Annotated in this window: 23 protein-coding genes and 1 pseudogene; 11 read left to right on the top strand and 13 right to left on the bottom strand. The window is 67.1% G+C overall.

The window, feature by feature from the left end; translation table 11 throughout:
• Positions 1-26: 26 nt before the first annotated feature.
• Both metX and BM167_RS16700 read right to left on the bottom strand, forming a co-directional pair.
• Positions 27-1,283, bottom strand: a complete 1,257-nt coding sequence (gene metX, locus BM167_RS16705; protein ID WP_092893869.1) for a homoserine O-acetyltransferase MetX — start codon at positions 1,281-1,283, stop codon at positions 27-29.
• On the bottom strand, positions 1,280-2,617 hold the full coding sequence (locus tag BM167_RS16700; protein WP_092893868.1) for an O-acetylhomoserine aminocarboxypropyltransferase/cysteine synthase family protein: 1,338 nt from the start codon (positions 2,615-2,617) through the stop codon (positions 1,280-1,282). Before BM167_RS16700 ends, metX begins: the two co-directional genes overlap by 4 nt.
• 129 nt (positions 2,618-2,746) lie before the next feature.
• On the opposite strand from BM167_RS16700, the gene BM167_RS16695 reads away from it, so the two are divergent.
• Positions 2,747-5,062 carry a HEAT repeat domain-containing protein gene (locus tag BM167_RS16695; RefSeq protein WP_092893867.1) on the top strand — a complete coding sequence of 772 codons (2,316 nt, stop codon included), beginning with the start codon at positions 2,747-2,749 and terminating at the stop codon, positions 5,060-5,062.
• Positions 5,063-5,137: 75 nt separating this feature from the next.
• A complete protein-coding gene (ligA, locus tag BM167_RS16690) occupies positions 5,138-7,246 on the top strand; it encodes an NAD-dependent DNA ligase LigA (RefSeq protein ID WP_092893866.1) in 2,109 nt (702 codons plus the stop codon).
• Between the two features lie 353 nt (positions 7,247-7,599).
• Here the strand turns inward: ligA and BM167_RS16685 are convergent, their stop codons facing one another.
• The 3 genes from BM167_RS16685 to BM167_RS16675 all read right to left on the bottom strand — a co-directional run bounded on the left by BM167_RS16685 (position 7,600) and on the right by BM167_RS16675 (position 10,022).
• Positions 7,600-8,523, bottom strand: a complete 924-nt coding sequence (locus BM167_RS16685) for an ABC transporter permease (RefSeq protein WP_092893865.1) — start codon at positions 8,521-8,523, stop codon at positions 7,600-7,602.
• The gene (locus BM167_RS16680) at positions 8,520-9,458 is read right to left on the bottom strand and encodes an ABC transporter ATP-binding protein (protein ID WP_092893864.1); all 939 of its coding nucleotides are present in this window, start codon (positions 9,456-9,458) and stop codon (positions 8,520-8,522) included. The genes BM167_RS16685 and BM167_RS16680 overlap by 4 nt, the downstream gene beginning before the upstream one ends.
• Before the next feature lie 279 nt (positions 9,459-9,737).
• On the bottom strand, positions 9,738-10,022 hold the full coding sequence (locus BM167_RS16675) for a DUF7967 family protein (protein WP_092893863.1): 285 nt from the start codon (positions 10,020-10,022) through the stop codon (positions 9,738-9,740).
• Positions 10,023-10,143: 121 nt separating this feature from the next.
• On the opposite strand from BM167_RS16675, the gene BM167_RS16670 reads away from it, so the two are divergent.
• From BM167_RS16670 to BM167_RS16655, 4 genes are all read left to right on the top strand, one after another.
• On the top strand, positions 10,144-10,566 hold the full coding sequence (locus tag BM167_RS16670) for a DUF7344 domain-containing protein (protein WP_092893862.1): 423 nt from the start codon (positions 10,144-10,146) through the stop codon (positions 10,564-10,566).
• Between the two features lie 95 nt (positions 10,567-10,661).
• Positions 10,662-12,395, top strand: a complete 1,734-nt coding sequence (locus tag BM167_RS16665) for an excinuclease ABC subunit C (protein WP_092893861.1) — start codon at positions 10,662-10,664, stop codon at positions 12,393-12,395.
• A 136-nt stretch (positions 12,396-12,531) separates the two neighbouring features.
• A complete protein-coding gene (locus tag BM167_RS16660) occupies positions 12,532-13,878 on the top strand; it encodes a COG1470 family protein (protein WP_092893860.1) in 1,347 nt (448 codons plus the stop codon).
• 131 nt (positions 13,879-14,009) lie between these two features.
• Positions 14,010-14,414, top strand: a complete 405-nt coding sequence (locus tag BM167_RS16655) for a CBS domain-containing protein (protein WP_092893859.1) — start codon at positions 14,010-14,012, stop codon at positions 14,412-14,414.
• Between the two features lie 36 nt (positions 14,415-14,450).
• Here BM167_RS16655 and mdh read toward each other — a convergent pair whose 3' ends face one another.
• On the bottom strand, positions 14,451-15,362 hold the full coding sequence (gene mdh, locus BM167_RS16650; RefSeq protein WP_092893858.1) for a malate dehydrogenase: 912 nt from the start codon (positions 15,360-15,362) through the stop codon (positions 14,451-14,453).
• Positions 15,363-15,504: 142 nt separating this feature from the next.
• On the opposite strand from mdh, the gene BM167_RS16645 reads away from it, so the two are divergent.
• A complete protein-coding gene (locus BM167_RS16645) occupies positions 15,505-16,161 on the top strand; it encodes an Sjogren's syndrome/scleroderma autoantigen 1 family protein (protein ID WP_092893857.1) in 657 nt (218 codons plus the stop codon).
• A gap of 130 nt (positions 16,162-16,291) precedes the next feature.
• On the opposite strand, the gene BM167_RS16640 is transcribed toward BM167_RS16645, so the two are convergent.
• The 4 genes from BM167_RS16640 to BM167_RS16630 all read right to left on the bottom strand — a co-directional run bounded on the left by BM167_RS16640 (position 16,292) and on the right by BM167_RS16630 (position 19,747).
• Complete coding sequence (locus BM167_RS16640) at positions 16,292-16,570, bottom strand: hypothetical protein (RefSeq protein ID WP_092893856.1); 279 nt, start codon at positions 16,568-16,570, stop codon at positions 16,292-16,294.
• Between the two features lie 153 nt (positions 16,571-16,723).
• On the bottom strand, positions 16,724-19,204 hold the full coding sequence (locus tag BM167_RS16635) for a DEAD/DEAH box helicase (RefSeq protein ID WP_092893855.1): 2,481 nt from the start codon (positions 19,202-19,204) through the stop codon (positions 16,724-16,726).
• Between the two features lie 72 nt (positions 19,205-19,276).
• Positions 19,277-19,435 carry a hypothetical protein gene (locus BM167_RS18645; RefSeq protein ID WP_177213405.1) on the bottom strand — a complete coding sequence of 53 codons (159 nt, stop codon included), beginning with the start codon at positions 19,433-19,435 and terminating at the stop codon, positions 19,277-19,279.
• A 69-nt stretch (positions 19,436-19,504) separates the two neighbouring features.
• Entirely contained in the window at positions 19,505-19,747 is a 243-nt protein-coding gene (locus tag BM167_RS16630) for a ferredoxin (protein WP_092893949.1), read from the bottom strand.
• Positions 19,748-19,870: 123 nt separating this feature from the next.
• Here BM167_RS16630 and BM167_RS16625 point away from each other — a divergent pair, with 123 nt between their 5' ends.
• The 3 genes from BM167_RS16625 to cgi121 all read left to right on the top strand — a co-directional run bounded on the left by BM167_RS16625 (position 19,871) and on the right by cgi121 (position 24,174).
• Complete coding sequence (locus BM167_RS16625) at positions 19,871-21,121, top strand: zinc metalloprotease (RefSeq protein ID WP_245781405.1); 1,251 nt, start codon at positions 19,871-19,873, stop codon at positions 21,119-21,121.
• 84 nt (positions 21,122-21,205) lie between these two features.
• Positions 21,206-23,683, top strand: a complete 2,478-nt coding sequence (locus tag BM167_RS16620) for an ATP-dependent DNA helicase (RefSeq protein WP_092893854.1) — start codon at positions 21,206-21,208, stop codon at positions 23,681-23,683.
• Positions 23,680-24,174, top strand: a complete 495-nt coding sequence (gene cgi121 / locus BM167_RS16615) for a KEOPS complex subunit Cgi121 (protein WP_092893853.1) — start codon at positions 23,680-23,682, stop codon at positions 24,172-24,174. Before BM167_RS16620 ends, cgi121 begins: the two co-directional genes overlap by 4 nt.
• 274 nt (positions 24,175-24,448) lie before the next feature.
• On the opposite strand, the gene BM167_RS16610 is transcribed toward cgi121, so the two are convergent.
• The 3 genes from BM167_RS16610 to BM167_RS16600 form a co-directional block, all read right to left on the bottom strand.
• Complete coding sequence (locus BM167_RS16610; RefSeq protein WP_092893852.1) at positions 24,449-25,000, bottom strand: FxLYD domain-containing protein; 552 nt, start codon at positions 24,998-25,000, stop codon at positions 24,449-24,451.
• A gap of 248 nt (positions 25,001-25,248) precedes the next feature.
• A complete protein-coding gene (locus BM167_RS16605) occupies positions 25,249-25,593 on the bottom strand; it encodes a DUF7344 domain-containing protein (RefSeq protein ID WP_092893851.1) in 345 nt (114 codons plus the stop codon).
• A gap of 107 nt (positions 25,594-25,700) precedes the next feature.
• Positions 25,701-26,450, bottom strand: a complete 750-nt coding sequence (locus BM167_RS16600; protein ID WP_092893850.1) for a pirin family protein — start codon at positions 26,448-26,450, stop codon at positions 25,701-25,703.
• A gap of 201 nt (positions 26,451-26,651) precedes the next feature.
• Here BM167_RS16600 and sod point away from each other — a divergent pair.
• A pseudogene (gene sod / locus BM167_RS16595) lies at positions 26,652-26,983 on the top strand (superoxide dismutase [Mn]); the annotation flags it as partial.

The raw sequence follows: 26,983 nt of genomic DNA, 5'->3' as shown, positions 1-26,983 counted from the left end.
CCGCCGCGAGGAGCAGAACGACGGCGTCACCCCGAAAACAGACTGTTGTGGACGGGCGCGAACTGCTGGCCGTCGTCTCCCTCCGCTTCCTCGTCGGTGTCGTGAATCGACCGACCCGAGATACCCGTATCGAGGAAGTCACGGAGGGGCGGGCCGACCTTCTCCGGTTCCACGAGGAACGCGTCGTGGCCGTGGTCGGATTCGACGACGTGGTGGGCGACGGGCACCTCGGCGTCGCGGAACGACTCCGCGAGGGCTTCCGATTGCTCGGTGGTGAAGTGCCAATCGCCGGTGAAGGACATCAACAGCGTCTGGCCCTCGTAGGCGGCGACGGCGTGCGTGTCGTCCTCGTACCCCTCCGAGAGGTCGTAGTCGTCCATCGCGCGGGTGAGATAGAGGTAGGAGTTGGCGTCGAACCGTTCGACGAACTTCTCGGCTTGGTAGTCGAGGTACGACTCCACGTCGCGGTACGGGAAGAAAGAGGCCGCGGGGTCCGCGGGGAACGTGTCCCGCGTGGCGTCGCGTCCGGCGGCGCGGCGGCCGAACTTCTGCTCCATCGACGACTTCGAGAGATACATCACGTGCCCGAGTTGCCGCGCGAGGGCGAGGCCGTTTTTCGGTCCCTGCGCGCCGTCGGAGGGGTTCCGAGACTCGTCGCCCTCGCCGCGTTGCTCGTCGATGTCGTAGTAGTCGCCGCCGTTCCAGCCGGGGTCCGTGGTGATGGCGCGGCGGGCGATGGCGTCGAGAGCGAGACACTGCGGGTCGAGGCGGGGCGCGGCGGCGACGGAGGCGACGCGGCGGACGTCGTCGGGGTAGCGCTTCGCCCAGTCGAGGGCGTTCATGCCGCCGACGCTCCCGCCGACGACGGCGTGCAGGCGGCCGACGCCGAGTTCGTCCAACAGGAGTCGCTGGGACCGGGTCCAGTCGCCGACGGTGACGGGCGGGAAGTCGGTGCCGTACGGGTCGCCGTCGGGGCCGTCGCTCGGCGGGCCGGAGGTGCCGTAACACGACCCGGGGACGTTCGCGCAGACGACGAAGTAGTCGTTCGTGTCGATCGCCTTCCCCGGGCCGACGATGTCGTTCCACCACGCGCGGGCCTGTCCGGTCGTCTCGGAGCCGTAGCCCGCGACGTTCTGACTGCCGGTGAGGGCGTGACAGACGAGGACGGCGTTGTCACCGTCGAACTCGCCGTAGGACTCGTAGGCGACGCGGAGGTTCGGTATCTCCTCGCCGCACTCGAAGTCGAACGTCCCCACGTCGACGGTTCCGCTGTCGGTCTTCATCTCGTGGCGTCCTCCGTCGCGCGTCGGATGGCCCCGTCCAAGTCCGCGATGACGTCGCTCGCGTCCTCGATACCGACGGAGAGGCGAAGCAGGTCCGGGCCGACGCCCGCGGCGCGTTGTTCGTCGGCGCTCAACTGCGCGTGGGTGGTGGAGGCGGGGTGGATGATGAGCGTCTTCGCGTCGCCGATGTTCGCGAGGAAGGAGGCGAGTTCGACGTTCTCGCAGGTGGCTTTCGCCGCCTCGAACCCGGCTTCGAGGCCGAACGTCACCATGCCGCCGAACCCACCGGCGGACGTTCCGTCCGCCGAGGTCTCACTCGCTTCGCTCGCGGGACCGTGGTCGAGATACTTCGAGGCGTTCTCGTGGGTCTCGTGGTCCTCGAACCCGGGGTACGACACCCACGCCACGTCGTCGTGGTCGCGGAGGAACGTCGCCACCTCGCGGGCGTTCTCGCAGTGTTTCTCCATCCGAAGCGGGAGCGTTTCGAGCCCCTGAATCGTCTGCCACGCGTCGAACGGCGACTGTTGGCTGCCGAGCGTTCTGAGCGAACGCTGGCGGGCGGCGACGGCGAACGCCCGGTCGCCGAACCGTTCGACGAAGTTCACGCCGAACGCCGGGTTCTCGCCGGAGAGTTCGTCGTAGTCGGCGTGTTCCCACGGGAACGCGCCGCCGTCGACGAGGACGCCGCCGACGGTGGTGCCGGAACCGTGAATCCACTTCGTCGTCGACTCCCAGACGATGTCCGCGCCGTGTTCGATGGGTCGGCAGAGATACGGCGTCGCGAAGGTGTTGTCGACGACCAAGGGCGCTTTCGCCTCGTGTGCGATGTCGGCCAGACGCTCGAAGTCGGGCGTCTTCAGCGAGGGGTTCGCGATGGTCTCGGCGTGGACGAACGCGGTGCGTTCGTCTACCGCGTCCGCGTAGGCGTCGTAATCGAGGGTGTCCACGACGCGGATGTCCACGCCGCGTCGAGTCGCCATCTTGGTGAAGTACGTGGAGGTGCCGCCGTACATATCGGCGCTCGCGACGATGTTGTCGCCCGCGCGAGCGAGGATGCTCGTCGCGGCGTCGAGTGCGGCCATCCCGGACGCGGTGGCGACTGCCCCGGCGCCCGCCTCCAACGCCGCCAACCTGTCTTCGAGGACGCGCGTCGTCGGGTTCGAGATGCGGGAGTAGACGTCGCCCTCGGCGTCGAGAGCGTACAGGTCCGCGGCGTGGTCCGCGTCCTCGAACGCGTATGAGGTGGTCTGATAGAGGGGCGGGGCGCGGGCACCCGTCGCCGAGTCCGGTTTCTGCCCGGCGTGCAGACTCCGGGTGTGGAAACCGTCGTTCATGTATCACACGCATATTACCGCGTCGTCTTATAACCGGCGGTTACGGCATCCGGCGAATCTGTCGAGGCGACAAACCCGGACCGGAGTCGCACCGAAGTGCTTTTTTCGCACTACGGCCCTCTCGGACGCATGCCGAAGGGGTCCGGTGAGACGGACGTGCGCATCGGTATCGCGTACGACGCCACGGTGTACGACCGAATCCGCGGGGGAGACGCAGACCCGCCGACGAGCGTTTGCCTCGTCGTCGGGGGACGGGAGGTGGGGCGCGGGAGAGACCACCTCCGGTGGCATCTCGGTCAACTGATGTCCGCGGCGTCGGCCCTCCTCGACGGCGAGTCGGCGGTCGTCGAGTTCTTCGAGGAGAGCGAGGAGTTCCGCTTCGAACCCGACGGCGACGCCGTCGAGACGTGGTTCGCCTCCGACCCCGGACCCGAGAAACCGGAGTTGACGTACCCCGACGGAACGGTCCCGGACGCCGTCGGCGACGACGCGGCGACCGAACCGGACCGCTCCGAACGGGTGCTCGCGGACCGGCGCGCACTCGTCGCCGAGATTCTCTCGGTCGTCGAGACGTTCTGCGACGCGGTGGCCGAGACGAACCCGACCCTCGCAGAGAGCGTCGCCGACCTCCGCGCGGAGACGCAGTCGCTCCACCTCGCCGCCGCGGAGTTCGACGCGTGGGGCCTCCCCGTTCGCCTCCTCGATACGGTCGCCGAACCGGGTTCGGCGGCCCGCGAGACGCGGGGCGGAAACGTCGCCGCGACGCCCGACGAGAGCCGAGAGCGCCGCCGGACCCTCGTCACGTCCGGGGGCGCGAGAGTCGGCGTCTACGACCCGGACGGACGCGCTGAGGCCGCCGAAAGAGGGTCGCGCGCCGTCGCGCGAATCTGGCTCGCAGAGCCGACGGTCGGCAGCGCCGTTGGCGAGGCGGACCGGCGGGCGACGCTCTCGGACGTGAGCGTCGGCATCGACTCCGGCGCAGAGGCCTTCGAGTGGAGCGGAACCCGCTTTCGCGGCGAGGTGGTCTCGGTCGCCGACGGCCGCGCGATACTCGACGTGGGCGAGGGAACCGTCGCGTTCGACCCGAGCGACCTCCCGACGGTCGCCGTCGGCGACAGACTCACCGTCCGCGCCGGACGGACGGACCTCCGCGGTCTCGACGTGGTGACTGGGCCGTCGGCCGGAGACTGGTCGGAGGACCGCCTCCGGGGGGCGCTATCGGACCGCGAGAACCGCGCCGACGCGGCGGCGGAACTCGCCCGACGCGGCGTTCGGTCGGCGGTGCCCGCCCTCGTCGAGGCGTTGGACGACCCGCTCTCGGCGTCGGACCGGCGAGCGGTCGTCCGCGCACTCGACGTTCTCTCGGACCCCAGAGCGGTCGACGCCCTCGTCGCCAGACTCGCGGACGACGACGAGGCGGTTCGGCGGGCCGCCGCGACGGCCCTCTCGACCATCGGCGACCCCGACGCACTCGACGCTCTCTTCGACGCCGCGAGCGCCGAGACGGACGGGGCGACGAGAGACGCCGTCGTCCGCGCGGCGCGCGAGGTGGACCCGACGGCGGCGATGGACCGCTTTGCGGACGTGCTCCGAACGAGCGACGACCCGAGACTCAGAGAGACTGTGGTGCGCGTCCTCCGCGTCACCGACGGGGACCGCGCGCACGAACTCGTCGTCGAAGCGTTGGGCGACGACGACCCGTCGGTGGTCCGCGAGGCCATCTCGGTGGTCCGCTGGGACGACGACGAACGCGCCGTCCCGGGACTGCTCCGGCGGTTGACCGACGACGACCCCGACGTCCGACAGGAGGCCGCCGGGGCGTTCGCCGAACTCGGCGCGCGGGCCGAACACTTCCAAGACGGCGCGGAACTGTCCGAGGCGACGCGGGAACGCGTGGTGGAGGCGCTCATCCGGCGATTGGACGACCCCGTCTCCGCCGTCCGGTCGTGGGCGATGGAAGCGCTCGGCGCGCAGGCGCATCCGAACGCGGTCGGTCCGCTCTGTGCGGCGTACGGCGAGGAGTCCGAACTCCGGTGGAACGCCGTCGCGGCACTCGGCCGCATCGGCGACCCGAGAGCGATTCCGACGGTGGTCGCCGCCCTCGACGACGACGACCCGAGCGTCCGACGGCGGGCGTGTCGCGCGAGCGCGAGACTCGAAACGACGGCGGCGACGTCACCGCTCTGTGACCGCGCGACGACGGACCCGAGCGCCGACGTTCGCCGCGAGGCCATCGACGCTCTCGGACGTCTGGGCGAGGCGGACGCGCGCGTCGTGACGGCGATGGAGTCGGTGTTGGGCGACGCTCCGACGCCGCTTCGCCGCGCGGCGGTGACCGCACTCGGCCGCCTGGGCGGGCCGAAGGCGCGCCGACTGCTCCGCGAGGCGGCGGAGAACGACCCGAGCGAGTCCGTCCGCGAACGGGCGAAGACCGGACTGGAGTAGCGACGGGGTTCGACGAACCGGACCGACCCCCCGCCAACGGTGGGTTTTACCCCCCGGAGCGTCCACCGGCGAACGATGAGCGAGCAGTCGTCCGGCGACGTAGACGGACAGACGGCGTACGCCGACGCGGACAATCCGTACCTCACCGACCCCGATACGGACTTCGAACCGGTCGAGAGCCTCTCGCGCGAGGCGGCGGCGACGCAGGCGGCGAGGCTTCGCGCCGCCGTGCGCGAACACGACTACCGATACTACGTCGCGGCCACCCCTCTCGTGGCCGACCGGACGTACGACGAACTGTTCTCCCGCCTGCGGGAACTCGAAGCCGAGTTCGGCTTCGACGACGAGGCGAGTCCGACGCGGCGCGTCGGCGGCGAACCCCTCGACGAACTGGAGACGGTCGAACACGTCACGCCGATGCTCTCTATCGACCACTCCGTCGATGCAGACGACGTCCGCGAGTTCGACCGGCGGGTCCGAGACGAGGTGGGCGACGCCGCGTACGTCTGCGAACCGAAGTTCGACGGCCTCTCTCTGGAAGTCGTCTACCGCGACGGCGAGTTCGAACGGGCGGCCACCCGCGGCGACGGCGTCCGCGGCGACGACGTGTCGCGACAGGTCCGAACCATCCGGTCCGTGCCGTTGACGCTCCGCGGTGACGCCCCCGACTTCCTCGCGGTTCGCGGCGAGGTGTACATGCCGCGCGACGCCTTCCGCGAACACAACCGAGCGCGGGTCGAATCGGGAGAGGAACCGTTCGCCAACCCGCGGAACGCCGCCGTGGGGACGCTTCGCCAACTCGACCCCTCGGTCACCGCGGACCGACCGCTCTCCGTGTTCTTCTACGACGTCCTCGACGCGTCGGCGGTTCCGGAGACGCAGTGGGAGACGCTCTCGCGACTCGACGCGTGGGGACTCCCGACGAACGAACGGGTCGAACGCGTCGAGGACGTCGCGGACGCAATCGACTACCGAGACGGACTGTTGGCCGACCGGGAGAGCCTGAACTACGAGATAGACGGGACGGTGCTGAAGGTGGACGCCCGCGAGAAGAGAGACCGACTCGGCGCGACGAGTCGGGCCGTTCGCTGGGCGTTCGCCTACAAGTTCCCCGCTCGGTCCGAAGTGACGACGGTCACGGACGTGGTGGTGCAGGTGGGTCGAACGGGCCGTCTCACCCCCGTCGCGTTGCTGGACCCGGTGGACGTCGGCGGCGTCACCGTCTCGCGGGCGTCGCTACACAACCCAGAGGAGATAGCCCGCCTCGGCGTGAACGTCGGCGACGAGGTGCGGGTCCGACGCGCGGGCGACGTCATCCCCGACGTGGCCGAAGTCGTCGAGAAGCGCGCCGACGGAACCTACGAGTTCCCCGAGGAGTGTCCCGTCTGCGGCAGTCCGGTCGAACGGGACGGCCCCATCGCCTACTGTACCGGCGGACTGCAGTGCGACGCGCAACTGGTCCGCGCCGTCGGTCACTACGCGAGCAGAGGCGCACTCGACATCGAGGGACTGGGCGAGGAGCGCGTCGAACAACTCGTCGAGGCGGGTCTGGTGTCTGAACTGGCGGACCTCTACCGCCTCGACGCCGCGGAACTGGCCGAACTCGACGGGTGGGGAAAAAAGAGCGCGGAGAACCTCGTCTCGGAGATAGCCGACGCTCGGACGCCGACGCTCTCGGACTTTCTCACCGCCCTCGGCGTCCCCGACGTCGGCGCGGCGACGGCGCGGAACCTCGCCCGCGAGTTCGGCGCGTTGGACGGCGTGATGGACGCGACGGAGGAGGAACTCCGCGCGGTGGACGACGTGGGACCGACCGTCGCAGAGCGGATACGCGACTTCTTCGGCAACGAGAAGAACCGCGACGCCGTCGAGGCTCTCCTCGACGCGGGCGTCGAACCGGAGGCGACGGCGACCGAATCGGACGGCGGCGACGAACTGGCGGGACTCACGTTCGTGTTCACCGGGTCGCTGTCCGTGACGAGAACGGAGGCACAGGAGGTGGTCGAACGCCACGGCGCGACTGCGACGGGGAGCGTCTCGGGCAACACGGACTACCTCGTCGTCGGCGAGGATGCGGGGCGGACGAAGCGAGACGACGCCGACGAGAACGACGTGCCCGAACTGGACGAAGAAGAGTTCGCCGCGTTCCTGGCCGAACGGGAAATCGACTACCCGCCGGAGTGAGGCGGCGGTTCACGGAGGAGGCGGTCGGTTCCACGCCCCTTCTCTTCGGTTCGGCGAGCGTCCGTCGGTAGCGACTTCGAGAAGCGTTTCAGTCGTATCGACCGTCCGCGAGCGAAGCGAGCGGTTCACCGCCGAAATCGCGGCCAAAGGCCGCTCGTCGGCGGCCCTTTTTGTCGCCAGAACGCGCAGCGTTCTGGCTGAATAGCCAGAAATCGGAGATTTCTGGCGATGGTCCAGATTTTTGCGAGGAGGGCGAGACGGCAGAGCCGTCTCGCTTCCGCACGGGCGACTTGCAGGTCGCCCGTGGAGAGCGGTCGCGCGGAGCGCGACCCGACGAAGTAAAAAGGTGGGTGTCAGAGGTCCTGTCTCTCGAAGACGAGGTAGCCGAGAGCGACCGGGACCACGATCCACGCCAACAGGACGAGCATCAGGAACCACCCGGTGAAGTAAAACGGCATGCTCTCTTGGAACAGTGGGCCGAGAACGGCCTGTTCGCCGAAGGCCGCCGAGACGAGACGCGCCTGCTCGGCACCGTAGTACACCTGCGCAGCGAGCGTCTCGTACGTCTTCAGCGGGTTGACGTACTTCAGGAACAGGCCGATTTTAACCCGCGTGAGATTTTCGAGAGGCGAGAGGAAGGGGGCCTCCGTCGCAGCGTAGTTGAGGAGTTTCGGGATACCCTCCGCGATCGACGACCAGAGGATGCCGAAGATGAGGTAGAGACCGAGCGTCGCCAACGTCGCCTCCCGTCCGGAGTCGGCAGCGGCGGAGATGCCGAGGCCGATGGAGACGAAGGCGACGCCGAGGAGGACGGTCAAAGCGACGTGCGGGACGAACGCGCCGTAATCGACCGTGGTTCCGGTCGCTACGAAGCCGACGAAGGCGGCGAGAAAGCCCGCGAGCAAGGCGACGGCGACGACGGCGCTCCGACCGAGGAGTTTGCCGACGACGACGTCACGCCGCGAGTTCGGAAGCGAGAGCATCAGCTTCAGAGAGCCCGACTCGCGTTCGTCGATGACAGCGCCGTAGGACGTAGAGAGACCGATGAACCCGAGGATGAGTGCCAGCAGACCGGGGAACGAGAGGCTGAAGACGCCGAGGTTCGCGAAGAAGCCGAACAGGTTCGACGCGTCCCGCGCCCCCGGAGGGAGGAGTAGACCGAAGAACAGGGCGGTGGCCCCGCCGACGAAGAGCACGAAGAACGCCGTCGCGCCGAACAGCCACCGCGACCGGATGGCGTCTTGGAAGTCCTTTCGCGCGACTGCGCGCCACGTCATGCGCGAACCTCCGCGCCGTCGGCCGTCTCGTCGTCTTGTCCGGTGTAGGCGAGAAAGAGGTCTTCGAGCGACGCCTCGCGCGTCTCGAAGTCGGTCACTTCGACGCCTTGGGATTCCAGTTCGCCGATGACGGCCGTCTTCGCGTCGCTGTCACAGGAGACCAAGAGCGTCTCGCCGTCGGTGGAGACCGAACTGACGCCGTCGAGGGCGGTGAGAGCGTCGGTGTCGGGGATGGCATCGCCCGCGGTGGTGACCCGGAGCGTCGACTCCGTTCCGACCGCCTCGCGAAGCCCCTCGATGGTGTCTTCTGCGACGAGTTCGCCTTCGCGCATGATGCCGACGCGGTCGCAGACGGCTTCGACCTGTTCGAGGACGTGACTGGAGAAAAACACCGTCGTACCGCGTTCGGCCTCCTCCGAGACGATGTCGCGCATCTCCTTCGCTCCGGCGGGGTCGAGACCCGAGGAGGGTTCGTCCAACACGAGGAGGTCGGGGTCGCCGACGAGAGCCATCCCGAGAGCGAGGCGTTGCCGCATCCCCTTCGAGTACCCCCCGGCCTTCCTGTCCGCCGCGTCGGCGATGCCGACGCGTTCGAGGACGGCGTCCGGGTCGGCTTCGACTTCCTTCGAGTCTATCGCGAACTCTATGTGCGCCCGACCGGTGAGGCGGTCGTAGACGTCGAACCCCTCGGGGAGGACGCCCGTGCGCGACCTGACCGCGACGCTCTCGGCGTGAGCGTCGTGTCCGAGGACGCGAACCGTCCCCTCCGTCGCGCGGACGAAGTCCAAGAGGACGTTGATAGTGGTCGATTTTCCCGCTCCGTTCGGCCCGAGAAAGCCGAATACCTCCCCTTCTTCGACCGTGAGAGAGAGATCAGAGACGGCGGTGACGTCTTCGTACCGCTTCGTCACCCCGTGTAGTTCGATGGCGGCCATGCCCGAGGGTAGTCAGGTCATCCGATAAAGGGTTTGGTGCAAAAATCAGGGCTGAGACTCGGCTATCGACCGCCGGTCGGCGGGTTTCGTCAACTCGATATCACTACTCGGCGGTCTGTATCGAAGCGAGTGGTTCACCGACGGAGCCGTCTTCGACGGCGGAGTCGGATTTTTTTGTCGCCAGAACGCTTCGCGTCTCGTTAGCCAATCAGAACGCTCCGCGTTCTGATGACGGTGAGTGGTCGCGCTCCGCGCGACCCGAACCGGAAAAAGGTGGGATTACACTTCGTCGTCCGGGTCGTGTTTCTCCCGCATCCGGGCCACCTCCGCGGCGTACCGTTCGCGCGTCTCGTCGTCCGTCACCTCGTCTAAGTCCGCCGCCGCTATCGCCGTGGCGGCGGTGGGGGCGACGCCGCGTTGGTTCATCACCGTCGCGGACAGTTCCTTCCGTCGGGCGCGTTCGCCGTCGGGAGTCGCGTACACCATGACGATGAGGCCGCGGTCGTCGTACGAGCGTTCGACCAACCACGCGCGGACGGTGTCGTCGTCCTCTGAATCCGCCATGCGTCGGCGTTCGGCCAGACGCCGCTTGTAGCTACCGACCGACGGCGACGTGTTGGAACCCCTGAACGACCCGACACGGGTGCGCAAAAACTAAACGTCGACCGGGATAGACAGACAGCAAATGGTCCCCTCCACAGCCGAAAGTCCCCACAGACTGCTCGCGGCCGACAGGCGGCGCGACGTCCTCGCGGTTCTGGCCGACTCGGACCGTCCGTTGACGCGGCGGGAACTCGCTCGTCGCGTGGTCACGCGGACGAGAGACGACGGGGCGTCCCCGGACGACCACTCCGACCGACCGGTCGACGAGGCGGAGGTAGCCCTCCACCACCGCCACCTTCCGCCGTTACTCGACGCGGGCGTGGTCGCGAAACGCGAGAACGACCGATTCGCCGCGACGGAGGCGGGGCGTGGCCTCCACCGGGCCGAACGCGCGTTCAGGGCGGCCCTCGGCGACGCCGCGGGAGACGGCCGGACGGGCCGCCAGATGCGGTCCGACGACGTCGAGGAACTCGGGTCGTCGGTCCGTCGAAACCCCGACCGGTGACCGGGCCGTCGCGGGCGACGGCGCGGGCGAACGCCTCGTCCCGCCGAGACGCCTCGCGTCAGCCTCAAAGCCCGTCGGAACGTACCGCAGAGTAGATGGACCGAAGTCGCGTCAGAACGCGCGCGAACGACCTCCCGACGGAGCCGGGGGTCTACCAGTTCTACGAGGACGACACCGTCCTCTACGTCGGAAAGGCCGTGAACGTCCGCGACAGGGTGCGGTCGTACGCCGACCCCCGCGGGGCGCGAATCGGCCAGATGGTCGAACGCGCCGACCGGATCGACTTCGCCGTCACCGACACCGAGACGCAGGCGCTTCTCCTCGAAGCGAACCTGATAAAGCGTCACCAACCGCGGTACAACGTCCGCCTGAAGGACGACAAGTCGTATCCGCTCGTCCAGTTGACGGACCACCCCGTGCCGCGAATCGAGGTGACCCGAGACCCCCAAGAGGGCGCGACGGTGTTCGGCCCGTTCACCGACAAGGGAAGAGTCGAGACGGTGGTGAAAGCCCTCCGAGAGACGTACGGCGTCCGCGGGTGTTCGGACCACAAGTACGCGAACCGCGCGAGGCCGTGTCTCGACTACGAGATGGGTCTCTGTACCGCCCCCTGTACGGGCGAGATTTCGGAGGCGGACTACCGCGAGGACGTGTCCTCGGTCGTCCGGTTCTTCGAGGGCGAGACGGGTATCCTCGCGGACCCCCTGCGCCGGGCGATGGAATCCGCAGCACAGGAGGAAAACTTCGAACGCGCGGCGAACCTGCGCGACAAACTCGACGCGGTCGAGTCGTTTCACGGCGCGGGCGAGGAGGCGGTGGCCGCGCGGACGGACGAACGCGCCGTGGACGTTCTCGGCGTCGCAGTCGAGGGCGACTCGGCGACGGTGGCCCGCCTGCACAGCGAACGTGGGCAACTCGTCGACCGGTCGAGCCACCGCCTCGACGCGCCCGAGGGCGGGGACAGAAGCGCCGCCGTCCTCTCGGCGTTTCTCACGCAGTACTACGCCGAACGGACGCTACCGGACGCCGTCTTGCTCTCGGAACGCCCCGACGACGACGACGTGACGGCGTGGTTGAACGCCGAGGGCGTCTCCGTCCGGGTTCCGGGGGCCGGACGCGAGGCGAAACTGGTCGAACTCGCGCTGAAGAACGCCAGACGCGGGCCGAATCGAAACGACGAACTCGGCGCACTCGCGGACGCACTCGGGCTCTCGTCGGTTTCGCGCATCGAGGGGTTCGACGTGAGTCACGCCCAAGGCACCGCCGTCGTCGGAAGCGACGTCTGCTTCGTCGAGGGGTCCGCAGAGAAGTCCGACTACCGCCGAAAGAAACTCCCGGACCGGAACGACGACTACGCGAACATGCGCGAACTCGTCCGCTGGCGGGCCGAACGCGCCGTCTCCGGCCGCGACGACAGGCCGGACCCAGACCTCCTCCTGATAGACGGCGGCGACGGCCAACTCGGCGCGGCACTCGACGCCATCGGGGAAGTCGGATGGGACGTGCCCGCCGTCGCCCTCGCGAAAGAGGAGGAACTCGTCATCACCGAAGACAGGGTGTACGACTGGCCGGCGAACGCGCCGCATCTGCACGTCCTCCAACGCGTGCGCGACGAGGCGCACCGCTTTGCCGTCCAGTACCACCAGACTCTCCGCGACGAGGTGAAGACGGTGTTAGACGACGTGCCGGGCGTCGGCACGAAGACGAGGCGGGCCCTTCTCCGACGGTTCGGGAGCGTCGAGAACGTCCGCGGCGCGTCGGTGAGCGACCTGGCGGACGTGCCGGGTGTCGGCGCGAAGACGGCCGAGACGCTGAAGCAACGGCTGTAACGGCCGGGTTCTTTCCGATTGGTTGCCATCGTGTCAACCAGAAAGTATATGATTCGACTGAATGAATCAACTGCTGTAGCACGCCCTCCAGCCGCCAGCCCTCCATCGCTGCGCCCGAGCGGCGGCTACGCGAACCATGAAAAAGGAACTCCTGATAGCGGCACTGGTAGTGCTGAGCGCGCTACCGGTCGTCGCGGCCCAGACCCAGTCGAACAGTCTCGACGCGCCCGCCGTCGATACGGACGCGGCGGCCCAGACGACGGCCGTCGCCTCCGAATCCGCGGCCGGGTCCGCGTCGAGCGACGACGCGGAGTGGAACTACACGAATCTGTACGTCGATAGCGAGAACGGCTATCTCGACCTGAAACCCGGCGAGAGCGAGGAGTTCTCCGTCGTCGTCGAGAACGAGGAGAACGACTCGGTCACGGTGGACCCGCACCTGTACGTCCCGCCGACGAGTCAGGACGAACTCGACGACTCGTGGGTAGAGATCGACGGCGACACCGACATCGCCGCCGGCGAGGAAGCCGAGTTCACGGTGACGGTATCGGTCCCCGAGGACGCCGAGATAGGCCGTTACAGCGGGATGATAGCGTTCACCGACGAGCGCATCACCTACCCCGGTCGCCCGCCGCGTCCGGTCCACGCGGCCCAGGTCGGCGTCGAAGTCTGGAAGGAGCCGACCGTGCGGATACGCTCGGAGACCTACGTCCGCGGACAGGTCGAGGCCGGCGATAGCATCACGAACGAGATAGTGGTGGAGAACACCGGCGACTCCGCGGTCCCGCTGAGCCCGGAACTCGCGGACGAACGCAGTCACTGCCGCGGGAGCGGGTGCCCGCTGGCGCTCGACCCCTCGTGGGTCGACATCGATGCCCCGAGCGAACTCTCGCCCGGCGAGACGGCGACCGTGAGTATCACGCTATCGCCCCCGGCGGACGCAGAGCGCGGTCGGTACGACACGCAAGTTGACCTCGGTCTGAAGGACCCCGCGCGCGACGAGCGGAACACCCACTGGCAGGAGGTGGACCTCAACTACGTGGTCTGGAGGCAGCCCTCCGAACCGTTCGAGACGAGCGTCGAGGTGAGTGAGCGAGCGGACGACCTCACGCTGACCCTCTCGCCGCGGTCCGCGCATTACTCGACCGGCGCGGACGACGGCGATGCCGCGGCGTTCGACGTGCAGTTCGTGAGTCCGAGCGGAGAGACAGTCGACGCCGAACGCGTCCGCGTGAGCGACAACGGCCACGTCGACCTCGGCCGGAGTCAGCCTCGGGCGACGAACGACGGCGAGTACGCCGTTCGAGACGGCGGCACGGAGTTCGTCTACCGCGTCGACGACCCCGAAGCGGGGACGTGGGACGTGAAGATAACGCCGCACAACGCCATCGGATTCAGCTACGAACTCGTCCGCGAGGAGTCGAGCGACGACGAGACGAGCGAATCGACGGACGGTACCGCCGCCGAGTCGTCGAGCGAGTAATCCGCTCGCGGCGAACCGACGCCGCCACCGCGCCGCGTTTTTCTTCCGGCGGTCCGGTGACGCAGTTCCCGCGGGCGTCGCACGATACCGGAACAACAATTGTTATGTTCTGTCGAGCGCTATCAAGTAGCATGGACGACATATTCGTCGCGCGACTCATGTCTTCACCGGTGCGGTCGGTTTCGCCGGACACGTTAGTGGAGACGGCGGCACAGAGGATGCTCGAAGCGGGAATCGGGTCGGTGGTCGTCACCGACGAGGCAGGACGTCTCGAAGGGATTCTCACCTCGACGGACTTCGTCCGAATCGTCGCCGAACGCCGCCCGAAAGACGAGACGCCAGTCTCCGAGTACATGAGCACGGACGTCGTCGTGACGACGGCGCAAGAACCCATCACCGCCGCGGCGGACACGATGGTCGAACGCGGCGTCCACCACGTCCCCGTCGTCGACGACGACGACACCGTCATCGGGATGATAACGACGACGGACCTCACCGCGTACATCTCTCACGTGGAGAAGCCGACGCCGTCGTGAGGCGGAGAGAGAGAAACGGCGGCCGAAGCGGCCCGGTTACGCTATTTCGTCGTACTGGTCTCGGAGTTTCTCGGCGGCGTCGTCCATCAGACCCTGTTCGTAGTCGTCGAGGTCCCACTCGACGACTTCTTCGACGCCGTCCGAACCGAGTTTGACGGGGACGCCGAAGGCGGTGTCCTCGTACCCGAACTCGCCGTCGAGTTTGATAGAGCCCGGAAGGACCGCACCCGTGTCGCGGAGGACCGCTTCGACCATGTGGGCGACGCCGGTGGCCGGACCCCACTGGGTCGCGCCCTTGCGTTCGATGACGTCCATCGCGGACTCCTGTAGGTCTTCGAGAATCTCGTCGCGTTCGTCGTCGAACGAGGGGTCACGGCCGTCGACGCGGACTTTCGAGAAGACGGGCACCTGCGCGTCGCCGTGTTCGCCGAGGATAGTCGCTTCGACGTTCTTGACGGGCACGTCGAAACGCTGACCGAGAACGTACCGGAAGCGCGCGGAGTCGAGTCGGCCGCCGAAGCCGATGACCTTCTGTCGGTCTCTGTCGCCCGCCTCGTAGAGGTGACGGTTCAGGAGGTCGACCGGGTTCGACGTGGTGATGGAGACGAAGTCGTCGTTGTGTTCCGCGAGCGAAGCGCCGATATCCTCCATGATGGGAGCGTTGTCGCCCGCGAGGTCGGTCCGGGACTGTCCCGGGGACCGCGGGATGCCCGCGGTGATGACGACGACGTCCGACCCGGCGGTGTCCTCGTACCCGCCTTGGTACACCTCCGTGTTGGAGTCGTACGCGACGCCGTGGTTCGTGTCGGCCGCCTGACCGACCGTCTCGTCCTCTTTGTCCGGGATGTCGACGAAGACCAGTTCGTCGGCGATGTCCCGAAGCGCGATGTTGTAGCCCGCGGCAGCGCCGACCGTTCCGGCGGCCCCGACCACGCTAACTTTCGTCATACCACGTAAACGACGCGCCGGATTCCGATTAAACGCTTCGGAACAGCCGCATCTCGCCTTCTCGCGTCGAATTACGGTTCGTCGTTCGTCGAACTCCGGCGGTCCCGGTGGGTTTTTCGACGCACGTCGCCTTCGTAGCGGTATGAGCGACTTCGACAAGGAAGCGGAGCGACAGCGACTCCGCGAGAAGTACGACGACGACGGGCCTCGCCGACAGGAGACGGCTCGGATGAGCGAACTGCTGTTGAAGGGCGCGACGATGACGAACAAACACTGCGACGACTGCGGCGCGCCCGTCTTCCGGTACGACGGACAGGAGTTCTGTCCGAACTGTCAAGGCGGCGAGTCGGCGGACGCCGAAAGCGCCGACGCGGCCGAACCGGCGGCGACGGGCGAAGCGGACGCGTCGGCGACTGCGGGCGGGTCGGCCGAGGCGGTCACGCCCGAGAGCGACCGTCCCGCGAACGGCGAGGCGACGGTGCCGAGCGAACAGGGGTCCGACGTCGACCGAGAGGCGGTCACCAGCACGCGAGCCAGCGACTCGGCGGACGCCGCGGAGCCGTCGGGAGCGTCGCCGTCGGCTTCCTCGTCCTCGCCGACTTCGTCGCCCTCACCGGCCTCGTCGGCCGCGTCCGGTAGGTCGGCGGGCGCCACCGCGACGGACGCGCGAGAGGCCTTGCTCAGAGCGGTGACGACGCACGCGACGCGTGGTGAGACGGCCGACGACCCGCGGCGGGCGCGCGACCATCTCGCCGCCGCGCGAGAGGCCGCCGAAGCGCTCTCCGCGCTCGACCGCTGAATCGGAGGCCGAAAGCGGCGCTCGGCGGTATCGAAGAAACGAGAAAGGGGAAGGTCCGACGACGGGCCGCGCAACGGTGGGGGGGAGTGCGCGGGTGGGCCGACCGGAAGAGGCCGGAGTCGTCGGGTAGTTACGCCGTCTGCGGGCCCAGTATCGGGCCGACGCCGACTGTCGAGGGGTGGTCGTCTTCGTCCTCGGGTTCGTCGACGCTGAAATGCTCGAACGACGTGAACAGGTCGCGTTCTCGGGGGAGTGCGTCGTCGTTCACGTCGAACATCTCGCGGTAGGGGTCTTCGGGGACGTCCGTCTCGTGTTGCGGGGCTCCGTAGAGCGCGCTGTGTCGGAAGTCTACGGAGTCCGAGGGAGAACGGCGGACGGACCGTTCGTCTTCCGCGGAAGAGGTACTCATCTTCGGATTACATGTCTACCGTCTTCCCATATAGCCGTTTCTCCTAAATCGAATAAATATTGCATAAACTCGTTCGATTAATATACTATCCACTACGTCATACAAGTCAAACCGCACAGATGTCCGAAAGAAGACGTGAACGACGAGGCAGGATTACTCGTAATCGGATCCGACAACTTCGCGGATTCGAGACGCCGTCACCTCGCCGACGCCCGGCACGTCGAGCAAGTCGTCTTCGCGCGCGGTCATGACGGCTTCGACGGTGCCGAACTCCGCCAAGAGGTTCTCCGCGGTGACGGGTCCGATGTCGGCGATGGCCGACACGACGTACTCCTGTTGTTCGGTCAGCGTCTTTGCGCTCTTTCCGCCGTGGACGCTCACGGAGCGTTCGCGTTCGGTCTGTTCGCGGGAGGCGATAGTCGAGAGGAGTTCGGCGGTGTCCTCCTCGTCGCGCGTCTGGAGGACGCTCACGTCGAAATCGACCGCGAGAGACGCGAGAGCGCCGCGAATCGCGCCGGGGTGGATGTTTCGCTCCTCGTACAGTCCCTCGCCTTCGAGAATCAGGATGGGGCGGGCGTACGCCCGCGAGAGGTCACCCACCTGCTCGAAGAGCGACCGGTCGCCGCCGACGAGGGTATCGAGGAAGTCGGCGACGGACTTTCGCTCCACCGCGACGCGGTCCGAGAGGACGTAGTCGCCGACTGCGAGCGTCTCCAATCGCGTCTCGATACCGTCGCGCGTCGAGAGGTCCTTCGCGATAGAGGAGTCGAGTTCGCGTTGGTCGACGACTATCTCCACGGAGTCGTCCTCGCGTCCGGCGGTGGCGACCACCCCGTCGCCGTCGGCGAGTCCGTCCGCCTCCGGGTCTTGGCTCTCTTCGTCCTCGTCGGCGCGGGCAACCTCCTCGTCCGTCGGGCCGAACTCCGTCAGTCCGGCTTGACCGTCCCCGTCGGCGTCCGACGACGCGCCCTCGGCCGTCACACCGCCGTTCGTCGCCGCTCCGTTCTCGGCGGCAGCGGAGTCGGATTCGACCCCCTCCGCGCCGGAGAACGCTTCGAGACCGGTCTGGGCGTCGTCGAGTTCGTCTTCCACCTCGTCTGCGACGCCCTTCAACTCGCGTAACTCCGACTCCATCTCCTTCTCGCGTCGGCGAGATATCCAGAAGTACGCCTCGTCGCGGGTGTCCTCGGCCAGCAAGACGACGACGCGGCCCTTCGCCTGCCTGCCGGTCCGACCCTTCCGCTGGATGGAGCGGATGGCCGTGGGGACGGGTTCGAAGAACAAAACGAGGTCCACCTCCGGGACGTCCAGACCCTCCTCCGCGACGGAGGTGGAGACGAGCACCTCGAACTCGCCGTTTCTGAACCGGTCGAGCGTCTCCTGTTGCTCTTTTTGGGTCATCCCCTCGGAGCCGTCGGCGTCGCCCTGCCCGACGAAGCGGTGGGTGTCGAAGCTCTGACCGAGAAACTCAGTCAACGCCTCGGCGGTGTCGCGGGACTCGGTGAAGACGATGACGCGTTCGCCGTCTTCGATGCCGAGCGTCTGCGCCAACAGGATGCGCGCCCGGGAGAACTTCGGATGGGTCCCGTCGAACGACTCGGCTTTCCGCATCGCCTCGCGGACTTTCGGTTCGGCGACGAGACGCTGACTCGCCTTCGACGCCCCGGAGGACCGCGCGGCGTTTCGCTGGCGTTCGAAGTACCGGCGGACGGACTCGACGGACTGCGTCTCGACGAGTTCGACGGCGCGCCGGAGTTTCATCACCTCGGCGTGGGTGGACATCCCCTTGTAGCCGTCCGACTTGTCGGCGTTCATCAGTTTCTGGAGTTCCGCGCGCATCCCGTTCAGCTGTTTTTGGGAGACGTCGGGCTGTGTCGTGTTCGAGACGCCGAGCGATTTCAGCTTCTCTAAGCGGTCTTTGATGACCTCGTTGAGGGCGTCTCGCATCTCCAGAATCTCGTCGGGGAGGTCGATTCGCTCCCACTCGACGTCGGTGTCGTGGGTGTACTCCGCCACGTCCGCGTCCTCCTCGGTCATCACCTCGACTTCGGTGATACCGAGGTTCTCGCAGACTTCGAGGATGGCCTCCTCGTCGCCGCCCGGCGACGCACTCATCCCCGTGACGAGCGGGGTTTCGGCGTCGGCGTGGTAGCGTTCGGCGATGTAGACGTAGGCGTAGTCGCCCGACGCGCGGTGGCACTCGTCGAAGGTGAGGTGCGTCACGTCGCGCAGGGAGACGCGGTTGCCGATGAGGTCGTTCTCCACGACTTGCGGCGTGGCGATGACTATCCGGGCGTCCTCCCAGAGTGACGCCCTGTCGTCGGGGCGAACGTCGCCCGTGAAGACGACTATCTCGTCGTCGGGTATCGAAAGCGCCTCGCGGTAGAAGTCGGCGTGCTGTTGCACCAGCGGTTTCGTCGGCGCGAGAAACAGCGCTTTCCCGCCGACGTTCCGGAGTCTATCCGCGGTGACCAACAGACTCACCGTCGTCTTGCCGAGACCCGTCGGCAGACAGACGAGCGTGTGCGCGTCGCGCGCGGAGCCCGCCAGCCGAATCTGGTAGAGTCGGCGTTCGATGAACTCGGGAGTCAAAAGGGGGTGATCGACGTATGCGGGGTCGTCGGTGGCCGCCATCGTAGGCGCTTCGGCGTCGTCGCGAATAAGCGTTCGCGAACCGCGGTGGAACTGAAACGGGGCGCTCGACCCTCAGTTCGGGCGTCCGCGCTCGCCGTCTCCGGGAGCGATGTCGGCGGCGTCGCGCGCCGTCTCCTCTACGTCTTCGACCTCCGCGAGCGAATCGGGGAGCGACGCTCCGACGAGGTCGGCCCACTCCGAGAGGCGTGTGTTGTGACTTCGGTGGCTCATGGTCCTCTTAGGCGTACGAATCTCAACGAGCGTACATAACGGTTGTGCCTACTTCGCGGACGGGGAAGGTCAGACGACCTGTTCGCCGTCGTCGTCGTACAGTTCGATGGCGTCGACGGGACAGACGCGGGCGGCGAACTCGGCGTCGAACTCCTCGTCCTCGGGGACTTCGAGTTCGAAGACGTCGGGTTCGACCTCCTCCGCTCGGTCCAAGTCGGCTTTCCCGTCGTCGAGGTTCTTCTCGAAGGCGTCCCACTCGTCGACGCACTGGAACATCCCGATGCAGGTGTCGCGGTCGTATCGAATCTTCATGGCCGGACGTTCGGCGAGGGCGTACATATCGGTGGCGACGCCGCCGCGTCGCCCGACGACGACCCGCCGCGAGCGTCCGAATCGGCCCCGTCACTTTACCGCCGGAGGGCCGACGTGTACGGCGTGGACCGAACAGCGTCCGACTCCCGCGCCGACGGTCGAACGTCCGTCTCGAACTCGAACGAGGGCGGCGAGACGATAGACGTCGGAGTCGTCGTCTCTCACTCGCCGACGGCCGAGGTGGAACCGTTCCGCGGGTTCGCGAACCGGATGGTCTCGGACGCCCGCGACGAGCTTTGTCGCGGAACCGGCGTGGAGTGGGCGTTCTACGAGGAAGAGCCCGACCGACTCGACGACGGGCACTCCCGCCGACCCTCGGACTTCCTCGACGAAGCGACGCTCCGGATGGTCGACGGCCCGTACGACGCGGTGGTCGTGGTGACCGACGTCCCGCTGATATCGAACCGGAAACGGGTCGTTCCGGGTCTGGCGTCGCCGGTGAGCCGAGTCATCGTCGTCTCGACGCGGCGACTGCTCACCTCGCCGCGGGACCAACCGATTCGCGCTCTGGACTCGGAACCGGTGCGGTGGAACGCCGCACACCTCCTGTTGCATCTCGCCGGACACGTCCTCGACGCGGGACACGACGCCGACTGCGCCGTGATGCGACCGTTCCGGTTCGACCCGGAGCGTCGGAGCGTCGGGTCGTTCGCCCCAAAGACGCGAGAACGACTCCGCCGAGTCGCCCCGAGCGTTCCCGAATCGGCGGACGTAGACGGCGTCCGGAACCCGCTCGGACGGGCGGCGTTCCACGCCGAGAGCGCCGTCGGCAACGCCGGGTACGTCCTCCGCTCTCTGGTTCGGAACCGAGCGCCGCTTCTCCCTCTCTCGTTGCCGGGGTTGACCACCGCCGCCGTCGCGCCGACGCTGGTTCTGGTGTTCAGCGCGGAGACGTGGGACGTGGGGATACACATGGGCGACGCGACGGCGGCGGGGTTCGCGTCGCTCAGCATCGTCGCGGCGACGCTGTACCTCGCGTTCGCACAGAGCCTCTTTTTCCCGCGGGACCCCCACCAGGTGATGACCGAACACATGGCCGTGGTGAACGTCGTCGTGTTGGCGACGATGTTCTCGGCCGTCCTCGGTCTGTTCACGCTCGTCGCCCTCCTGATGCTCGTCATCGAACTGTTCGTCTTCCCGCCGGACCTCATCAGCACGTGGCCCTCTCTCCAGAACCCCGCGGTGAGCATCGTCGACCTCGTCCGGACGGCGGGCTTTATCAGCACCATCGGCGTCGTCACCGGCGCGATAGCCGGCGGGTTGGAGAGTCGGACGGTCGTTCGCCACCTCTCTTTGTTCCTGGACCGTCCCTGAATCGCGTTCCGAGCCGACGGCGGGGAGACGGCCGCAGAGCCGCGACCCGACAGTTTAAACCGGACGACGCGCCAACCGAACACGATGAAGACAGCGGACCTCGCGGGGTTACCGCCGGGCGTCCCCGAACACCTCCGCGACGAGGGTATCGAGGAGCTGTATCCGCCGCAGGCCGACGCCGTCGAGGCGGGCGTGACGGCGGGCGAGAGCCTCGTCGCGAGCGTTCCGACGGCGAGCGGAAAGACGCTCATCGCGGAGTTGGCGATGCTTTCGGCCGTCGAACGCGGCGGGAAGGCGCTCTACATCGTCCCCCTCAGAGCGCTGGCGTCGGAGAAAAAAGCCGAGTTCGAACGCTGGGAAGAGTACGGCGTCGATGTCGGCGTCTCCACGGGGAACTACGACTCCGACGGCGAGTGGTTGGCGTCCAGAGACATCATCGTCGCCACCAGCGAGAAGGTGGACTCGCTCGTCCGCAACAACGCGCCGTGGGTGGACGAACTCTCCTGCGTCGTCGCCGACGAAGTCCACCTCGTAGACGACAGCCACCGCGGCCCGACGCTCGAAGTGACCCTCGGAAAACTCCGGAAGATAAACCCCGGCCTGCAGGTCGTCGCCCTCTCCGCGACGGTGGGTAACGCCGACGAGGTGGCGGAGTGGTTGGACGCCGAACTCGTCCAGTCCGACTGGCGGCCCATCGACCTGAAGATGGGCGTCCACTACGGCAACGCCATCACCTTCGACGACGGCAGCCAACGAGAGGTGCCCGTCGAGAAGGGCGACAGGCAGACGGCCGCACTCGTCGCGGACATCTTAGACGAGGGCGACGGCGACGGTGACGGCGGGTCGAGCCTCGTCTTCGTCAACTCCCGTCGCAACGCCGAGGCGTCCGCGAAGCGACTCGCGGACGTGACCGAGACGCGCCTCACGGACGCGGAACGCGGTGAACTCGCCGAGTTGGCCCACGAGATTCGCGACGTCTCGGACGCGGAGACGAGCGACACCCTCGCGAACTGCGTGGCGAAGGGGTCCGCGTTCCACCACGCCGGACTCGCGGCCGAACACCGCAGTCTCGTGGAAGACGCGTTCCGCGACAGGCTGATAAAGGTCATAAGCGCGACGCCGACGCTGGCGGCGGGCGTCAACACGCCGAGTCGGCGCGTCGTCGTCCGCGACTGGCGGCGCTACGACGGCGACTTCGGCGGCATGAAACCGCTCGACGTGCTCGAAGTCCACCAGATGATGGGCCGCGCCGGACGGCCGGGACTCGACCCCTACGGAGAGGCCGTCCTCCTCGCGAAGAACGCCGACGAACGCGACGAACTGTTCGAGCGGTACGTCTGGGCCGACGCCGAACCCGTCCGCTCGAAACTCGCCGCCGAACCCGCGCTTCGGACGCACCTGCTCGCTACCGTCGCCTCCGGGTTCGCCCGCACCCGCGAGGGGCTTCTCGACTTTCTCGACCAGACGCTGTACGCGACGCAGACGGACGAACCGGGACGCCTCGAACGGGTGACCGACAACGTCCTCGACTATCTGGAGGCTAACGGGTTCGTCGAACGCGACGGCGACGAGATAACCGCGACGAACGTGGGCCACACCGTCTCTCGCCTCTATCTCGACCCGATGAGCGCGGCGGAGATTATCGACGGCCTGCGGTGGGCGAGCGACCACAGAACGGAGAAACTGCGCGAACTCGAAGGCGAGACGGAGAGCGCACCTGACCGCGCCGCCGCCGACTCCCCCGACGAATCGGCGGGGTTTCAGCGAGCGAGCGAGATGGTGTCCGAGGGAGGCAACGCGGGCGAAGGCGAAAGCGAGAGCGACGGCGACAGAGACGACGAGTTCGAGACGGACCGGACGTATCCGACCGCACTCGGACTGTTCCACCTCGTCTGCCGGACGCCCGACATGTACCAGCTCTACCTGAAGTCGGGCGACAGAGAGGAGTACACCGAACTCTGTTACGAACGCGAACCGGAGTTGCTCGGGAGCACCCCCTCGGAGTACGAGGACGTGCGCTTCGAGGAGTGGCTCTCGGCGCTGAAGACGGCGCGCCTGCTCGAAGACTGGACCGACGAGGTAGCCGAGAGCCGAATCACCGAACGCTACGGCGTCGGCCCGGGCGACATCCGCGGGAAAGTCGACACGGCGGAGTGGTTGCTCGGCGCGGCGGAGCAGTTGGCGAGCGAAATCGACGCGTCGGCGACCATCGCCGTGCGCGAGGCCAAAAAGCGCGTCGAGTACGGCGTCCGCGACGAACTGTTGGACCTCGCGGGCGTCCGCGGCGTCGGCCGAAAGCGCGCCCGCCGCCTCTTCGAGGCGGGTATCGCGACGCGCGCGGAACTCAGAGAGGCCGACAAGTCCGTCGTCCTCGCGGCCTTGCGCGGGCGTCGGAAGACGGCCCAGAACGTCCTCGAGAACGCCGGGCGGCAGGACCCCTCGATGGACGGCGTTCGAGAGGCCGACGACGAGGACGTGCCGGACGCGGCGTTCGAGACGGCGAGAGACCGACGCGAGGAGAACGACCCACAGGAGCAGGCCAGTCTGGGTGATTTCGGATGAGACTGCTCGAAGGCGTCGCGTCCGTCGCCGACGTGGGCGAGTTCGTGGCGACGGTGAGCGACGTCGCCGAGGAGACGGAGACGACCGTACAGGCGTTCGACGCGCGGTACGTGGTGAGCGAACTGCACCTGCGTCGCGCCGTCGAACTCGCGGACCGGGCGTTCGAGCGCGGTGAGAACGTCGCACGCGACAGAGCGGTCGAGATACTGCTGTACGCCGCCGGGCGAAGACAGATAGACGACGCCCTCGCGATGGGCGTCTCCCCCGGTGAGACGCCCGTCGTCGTCCTCGCGGACGGCGAAAGCGAGGATGCCGCCGTCGAACGTCTCCGCGAGCGACTCGACTTCGAACCCGAAGAGACGCTCGGCGACTACGACGAATCGCTCGTCCGCGAGTTCTTCGACGTGAGCGACGCCGAACTGGCCACCGTCGACGGCGACGCGGAATCACTCGTCTGCGAACGGGTCGCGCTGCTGAACGTCGAGAAGTAAGCCCTCCGTTTCGTGTGGAGAGTCCGGCTTTCGAACCTATACGTAGACCCCATCGTTTCCACTGGAGAACGCGAGACTGCGTCCGGATCGGAGTCGAGTCGAAACCGACCGGGCGCCGGCGACGAGAACTCGGGACCGAACGATAGCGGCGACGGAAACTAAAAGGATTCGAATCGGTAGCGGCCGTTCTGCGGTCCGTCGTGGCCGAGTTCCGGGCGTCGGTCTCTCGGGGGAGACAGTCGGCCGCGTGCGGTTTCGAGGGGAGAGCGAACGCTCACTCGGGAATTCCGAAGACGGCGATATCGTAGGTGGCGATGTCGTCGAGCGAAGCGAGCAGGATGGCCTCGAACTGCCAGGTCGTCTCCGGTCCCAACTCCCCGACGCTGTCGAGATACAGTCCGAGATAAGTTCCGGTGTCGTCGAACACCCGAACTCGAACTTCGGCGAGAGCGACCGTCTCGTTGCTCGTGTTCGTGACGGTACCTCGCACGACGGGGCCTTTGTAGCCGTCCACGACGGTGAAATAGTGGTCGTCGAGTTCGAGCGAGTCGAGCGAACTGGCGGCTTCCGTCTTTTCGACTTGGGCCAGAGACGACGCCGTCGACATCTCCGAGGCCGACCGAGAACTGTTATCCGAAACGTCGAGTTCGGAGGCGTCGATTTCACCGTCCACGTAGTCCGAGGACCTGTCTGAACCGGCACAACCGGCGAGAATCGCCGTCGCCGCCCCACCGACGGACGCCAGCACGCGACGGCGGGTCGGCCGTTCGGACTGCTCTTGTATCGCCGAGTCACGCGCGTCGCCGGCTTCGCTTCCAGATGTCATAGCATGGTGAGAGTACGGTGGTGGTTCAGCGTCTTCTCGAACGTACAATCCTCCGGGACGGTGTTTATCGTTGTGGCCCGGCGGCGTCGGCGAACGATTCGTCGCCCCTCACCGCGGAGGGCGATTCGGAGTAGCCGTCTCGACGAGTGGTGGTCACGGTCGCTTCGCTCTTTTGGGGGGACGGAAAACAAAGGGCGGGCGGAAAACGGTCTGTCGGGGCCGAAGAGGGGGACTCGGGGCGAGCGAAGTTACGCCGTGACGGACCGCACGATGTCGTAGACGGTGTGGATGTCGTCCGTCGGAACGATGCGGCTCTCCTCGTAGTCGTAGTCGAGGACGCCCGCGGCGTCCAACTTCGGGAGGTGGTGGTGGTGCAGTTCCAGTTTCGCGCAGTCGATATCGTCGTGCGACGGCGTCCCGAACGAGTCGTCGCGCATCTCCGCGACGACGGATTCCGCGAGGCGTGAGAGTCGAACCGGGCGGTCCTCCGCCGCGAGGACTTCGACTACGGCCCGGCGGTGTTCGTCTCCGAGGGCGGCCAGATGCTCGTCGGACGAACGTGCGGGCGTGCTGTCGTTTTGGGTAACGGCCATTGGTTTCTATTCGTTCGAATGTCTCCCAGCCACCAAAGTTAGATCCCTAAAGAGTTTGGAAAAGTGACGAACGTCTGTCAGTAGAGGACGTTCCGCGCCGACGCCCGTCAGAGAACGAACGGGCCGCGCTGGCGGATGGGCTCCCCGTGCGGTCGGCCAGAGACTGCGACGAGACGGAGGGTCGTCTCGCTCCCGAGTTCGACGTCACGGGCGTCCGTGACCGGGAGAACGTCGCCCTCGCCGAAGTCGTCTCCGTCCACGGTTCCGCCACCGGAGACGCCGTAGAGGAACCCCGACCACCCGTCGGGAATCGACCACGTCCACGCGTCGGTGACGCGGACGTCGAGATACTCCATCGGCGTCTGGAGTTCGACCGGCGACCCCTCGCCGACGACGGTGGTCACCGTCGCGCCGTCCAGTTCCTCGGTCGGGAGTTGCTCGTCGGTGGCGTCGACGTAGTCGGGGTCGGCCTCCTTTTTCGCTCGCGGGAGATTCACCCAGAGTTGGAGGCCGTTGCACGCCGCGCCCCCGGCGGCGAACTCGGAGTGGCGGATTCCGCCTCCGGCCGTGATGCGCATCGCCTCGTCCTCGGAGGCGGTGTGAGCGACGCCGAGGGAGTCCTCGTGGTCCATCCCTCCTTCTATCATGTAGGTGACTATCTCGAACCCCTCGTGGCGGTGCATCGGGAACCCCTCGTCGGGGTCGATGTAGAAGCGTTCGAAGAGGACGAACGGGTCGAGGTTCTCGGGGTACGCGCCCGTCGGAAACGCGCGGTTCGCGTGTACGCTCGGGCCGTGCCGAACCGTCTCTCCCCGAACCGGGCCGGTTCGACTCTCGGTCTGCTCGTCTGATTCCATGCCCGAGTCGATGCCGTTCCGACCGATAAACGCTCGGCATGCGGAAGCCAGAACTACTCAGGTAGTAGATACAGATCCCACACATCCCCAATATATGGCCACCTCGACCGACTTAGGTACCGACTCACTATGGTAACGTTGCTTACTTAACTGCGGTTCAGGGAACGTTCATGTTCCAAACGGACGTATTCGAAGACGTAGATGAGCTACGAACTCGACCCGCTCCCGTACGACTACGACGCACTCGAACCGCACGTCTCCGAACAGGTTCTGACGTGGCACCACGATACCCACCATCAGGGCTACGTCAACGGCTGGAACTCCGCCGAGGAAACCCTCGAATCCAACCGCGAGGACGGCGACTTCTCCTCGTCGCCCGGCGCCATCCGAAACGTCACCCACAACGGGTCCGGACACATCCTCCACGACCTGTTTTGGAACTCGATGTCGCCGGAAGGCGGCGACGAACCCGAGGGCGCACTCGCGGACCGAATCGAAGAGGACTTCGGCTCTTACGAGGCGTGGAAGGGCGA

Origin of the sequence: Halopelagius inordinatus (assembly GCF_900113245.1) — an archaeon.
GTDB lineage: Archaea > Halobacteriota > Halobacteria > Halobacteriales > Haloferacaceae > Halopelagius > Halopelagius inordinatus.
Note: the sequence above shows the minus strand (reverse complement) of the source record. Positions and strands in the feature narration are given on the sequence as shown.

Excerpts from the sequence above, each read along its gene's own strand:
- metX (WP_092893869.1), bottom strand. The coding sequence starts at position 1,283 with ATGAAGACCGACAGCGGAACCGTCGACGTGGGGACGTTCGACTTCGAG.
- BM167_RS16700 (WP_092893868.1), bottom strand. The coding sequence starts at position 2,617 with ATGAACGACGGTTTCCACACCCGGAGTCTGCACGCCGGGCAGAAACCG.
- BM167_RS16695 (WP_092893867.1), top strand. The coding sequence starts at position 2,747 with ATGCCGAAGGGGTCCGGTGAGACGGACGTGCGCATCGGTATCGCGTAC.
- ligA (WP_092893866.1), top strand. The coding sequence starts at position 5,138 with ATGAGCGAGCAGTCGTCCGGCGACGTAGACGGACAGACGGCGTACGCC.
- BM167_RS16685 (WP_092893865.1), bottom strand. The coding sequence starts at position 8,523 with ATGACGTGGCGCGCAGTCGCGCGAAAGGACTTCCAAGACGCCATCCGG.
- BM167_RS16680 (WP_092893864.1), bottom strand. The coding sequence starts at position 9,458 with ATGGCCGCCATCGAACTACACGGGGTGACGAAGCGGTACGAAGACGTC.
- BM167_RS16675 (WP_092893863.1), bottom strand. The coding sequence starts at position 10,022 with ATGGCGGATTCAGAGGACGACGACACCGTCCGCGCGTGGTTGGTCGAA.
- BM167_RS16670 (WP_092893862.1), top strand. The coding sequence starts at position 10,144 with ATGGTCCCCTCCACAGCCGAAAGTCCCCACAGACTGCTCGCGGCCGAC.
- BM167_RS16665 (WP_092893861.1), top strand. The coding sequence starts at position 10,662 with ATGGACCGAAGTCGCGTCAGAACGCGCGCGAACGACCTCCCGACGGAG.
- BM167_RS16660 (WP_092893860.1), top strand. The coding sequence starts at position 12,532 with ATGAAAAAGGAACTCCTGATAGCGGCACTGGTAGTGCTGAGCGCGCTA.
- BM167_RS16655 (WP_092893859.1), top strand. The coding sequence starts at position 14,010 with ATGGACGACATATTCGTCGCGCGACTCATGTCTTCACCGGTGCGGTCG.
- mdh (WP_092893858.1), bottom strand. The coding sequence starts at position 15,362 with ATGACGAAAGTTAGCGTGGTCGGGGCCGCCGGAACGGTCGGCGCTGCC.
- BM167_RS16645 (WP_092893857.1), top strand. The coding sequence starts at position 15,505 with ATGAGCGACTTCGACAAGGAAGCGGAGCGACAGCGACTCCGCGAGAAG.
- BM167_RS16640 (WP_092893856.1), bottom strand. The coding sequence starts at position 16,570 with ATGAGTACCTCTTCCGCGGAAGACGAACGGTCCGTCCGCCGTTCTCCC.
- BM167_RS16635 (WP_092893855.1), bottom strand. The coding sequence starts at position 19,204 with ATGGCGGCCACCGACGACCCCGCATACGTCGATCACCCCCTTTTGACT.
- BM167_RS18645 (WP_177213405.1), bottom strand. The coding sequence starts at position 19,435 with ATGAGCCACCGAAGTCACAACACACGCCTCTCGGAGTGGGCCGACCTC.
- BM167_RS16630 (WP_092893949.1), bottom strand. The coding sequence starts at position 19,747 with ATGAAGATTCGATACGACCGCGACACCTGCATCGGGATGTTCCAGTGC.
- BM167_RS16620 (WP_092893854.1), top strand. The coding sequence starts at position 21,206 with ATGAAGACAGCGGACCTCGCGGGGTTACCGCCGGGCGTCCCCGAACAC.
- cgi121 (WP_092893853.1), top strand. The coding sequence starts at position 23,680 with ATGAGACTGCTCGAAGGCGTCGCGTCCGTCGCCGACGTGGGCGAGTTC.
- BM167_RS16610 (WP_092893852.1), bottom strand. The coding sequence starts at position 25,000 with ATGACATCTGGAAGCGAAGCCGGCGACGCGCGTGACTCGGCGATACAA.
- BM167_RS16605 (WP_092893851.1), bottom strand. The coding sequence starts at position 25,593 with ATGGCCGTTACCCAAAACGACAGCACGCCCGCACGTTCGTCCGACGAG.
- BM167_RS16600 (WP_092893850.1), bottom strand. The coding sequence starts at position 26,450 with ATGGAATCAGACGAGCAGACCGAGAGTCGAACCGGCCCGGTTCGGGGA.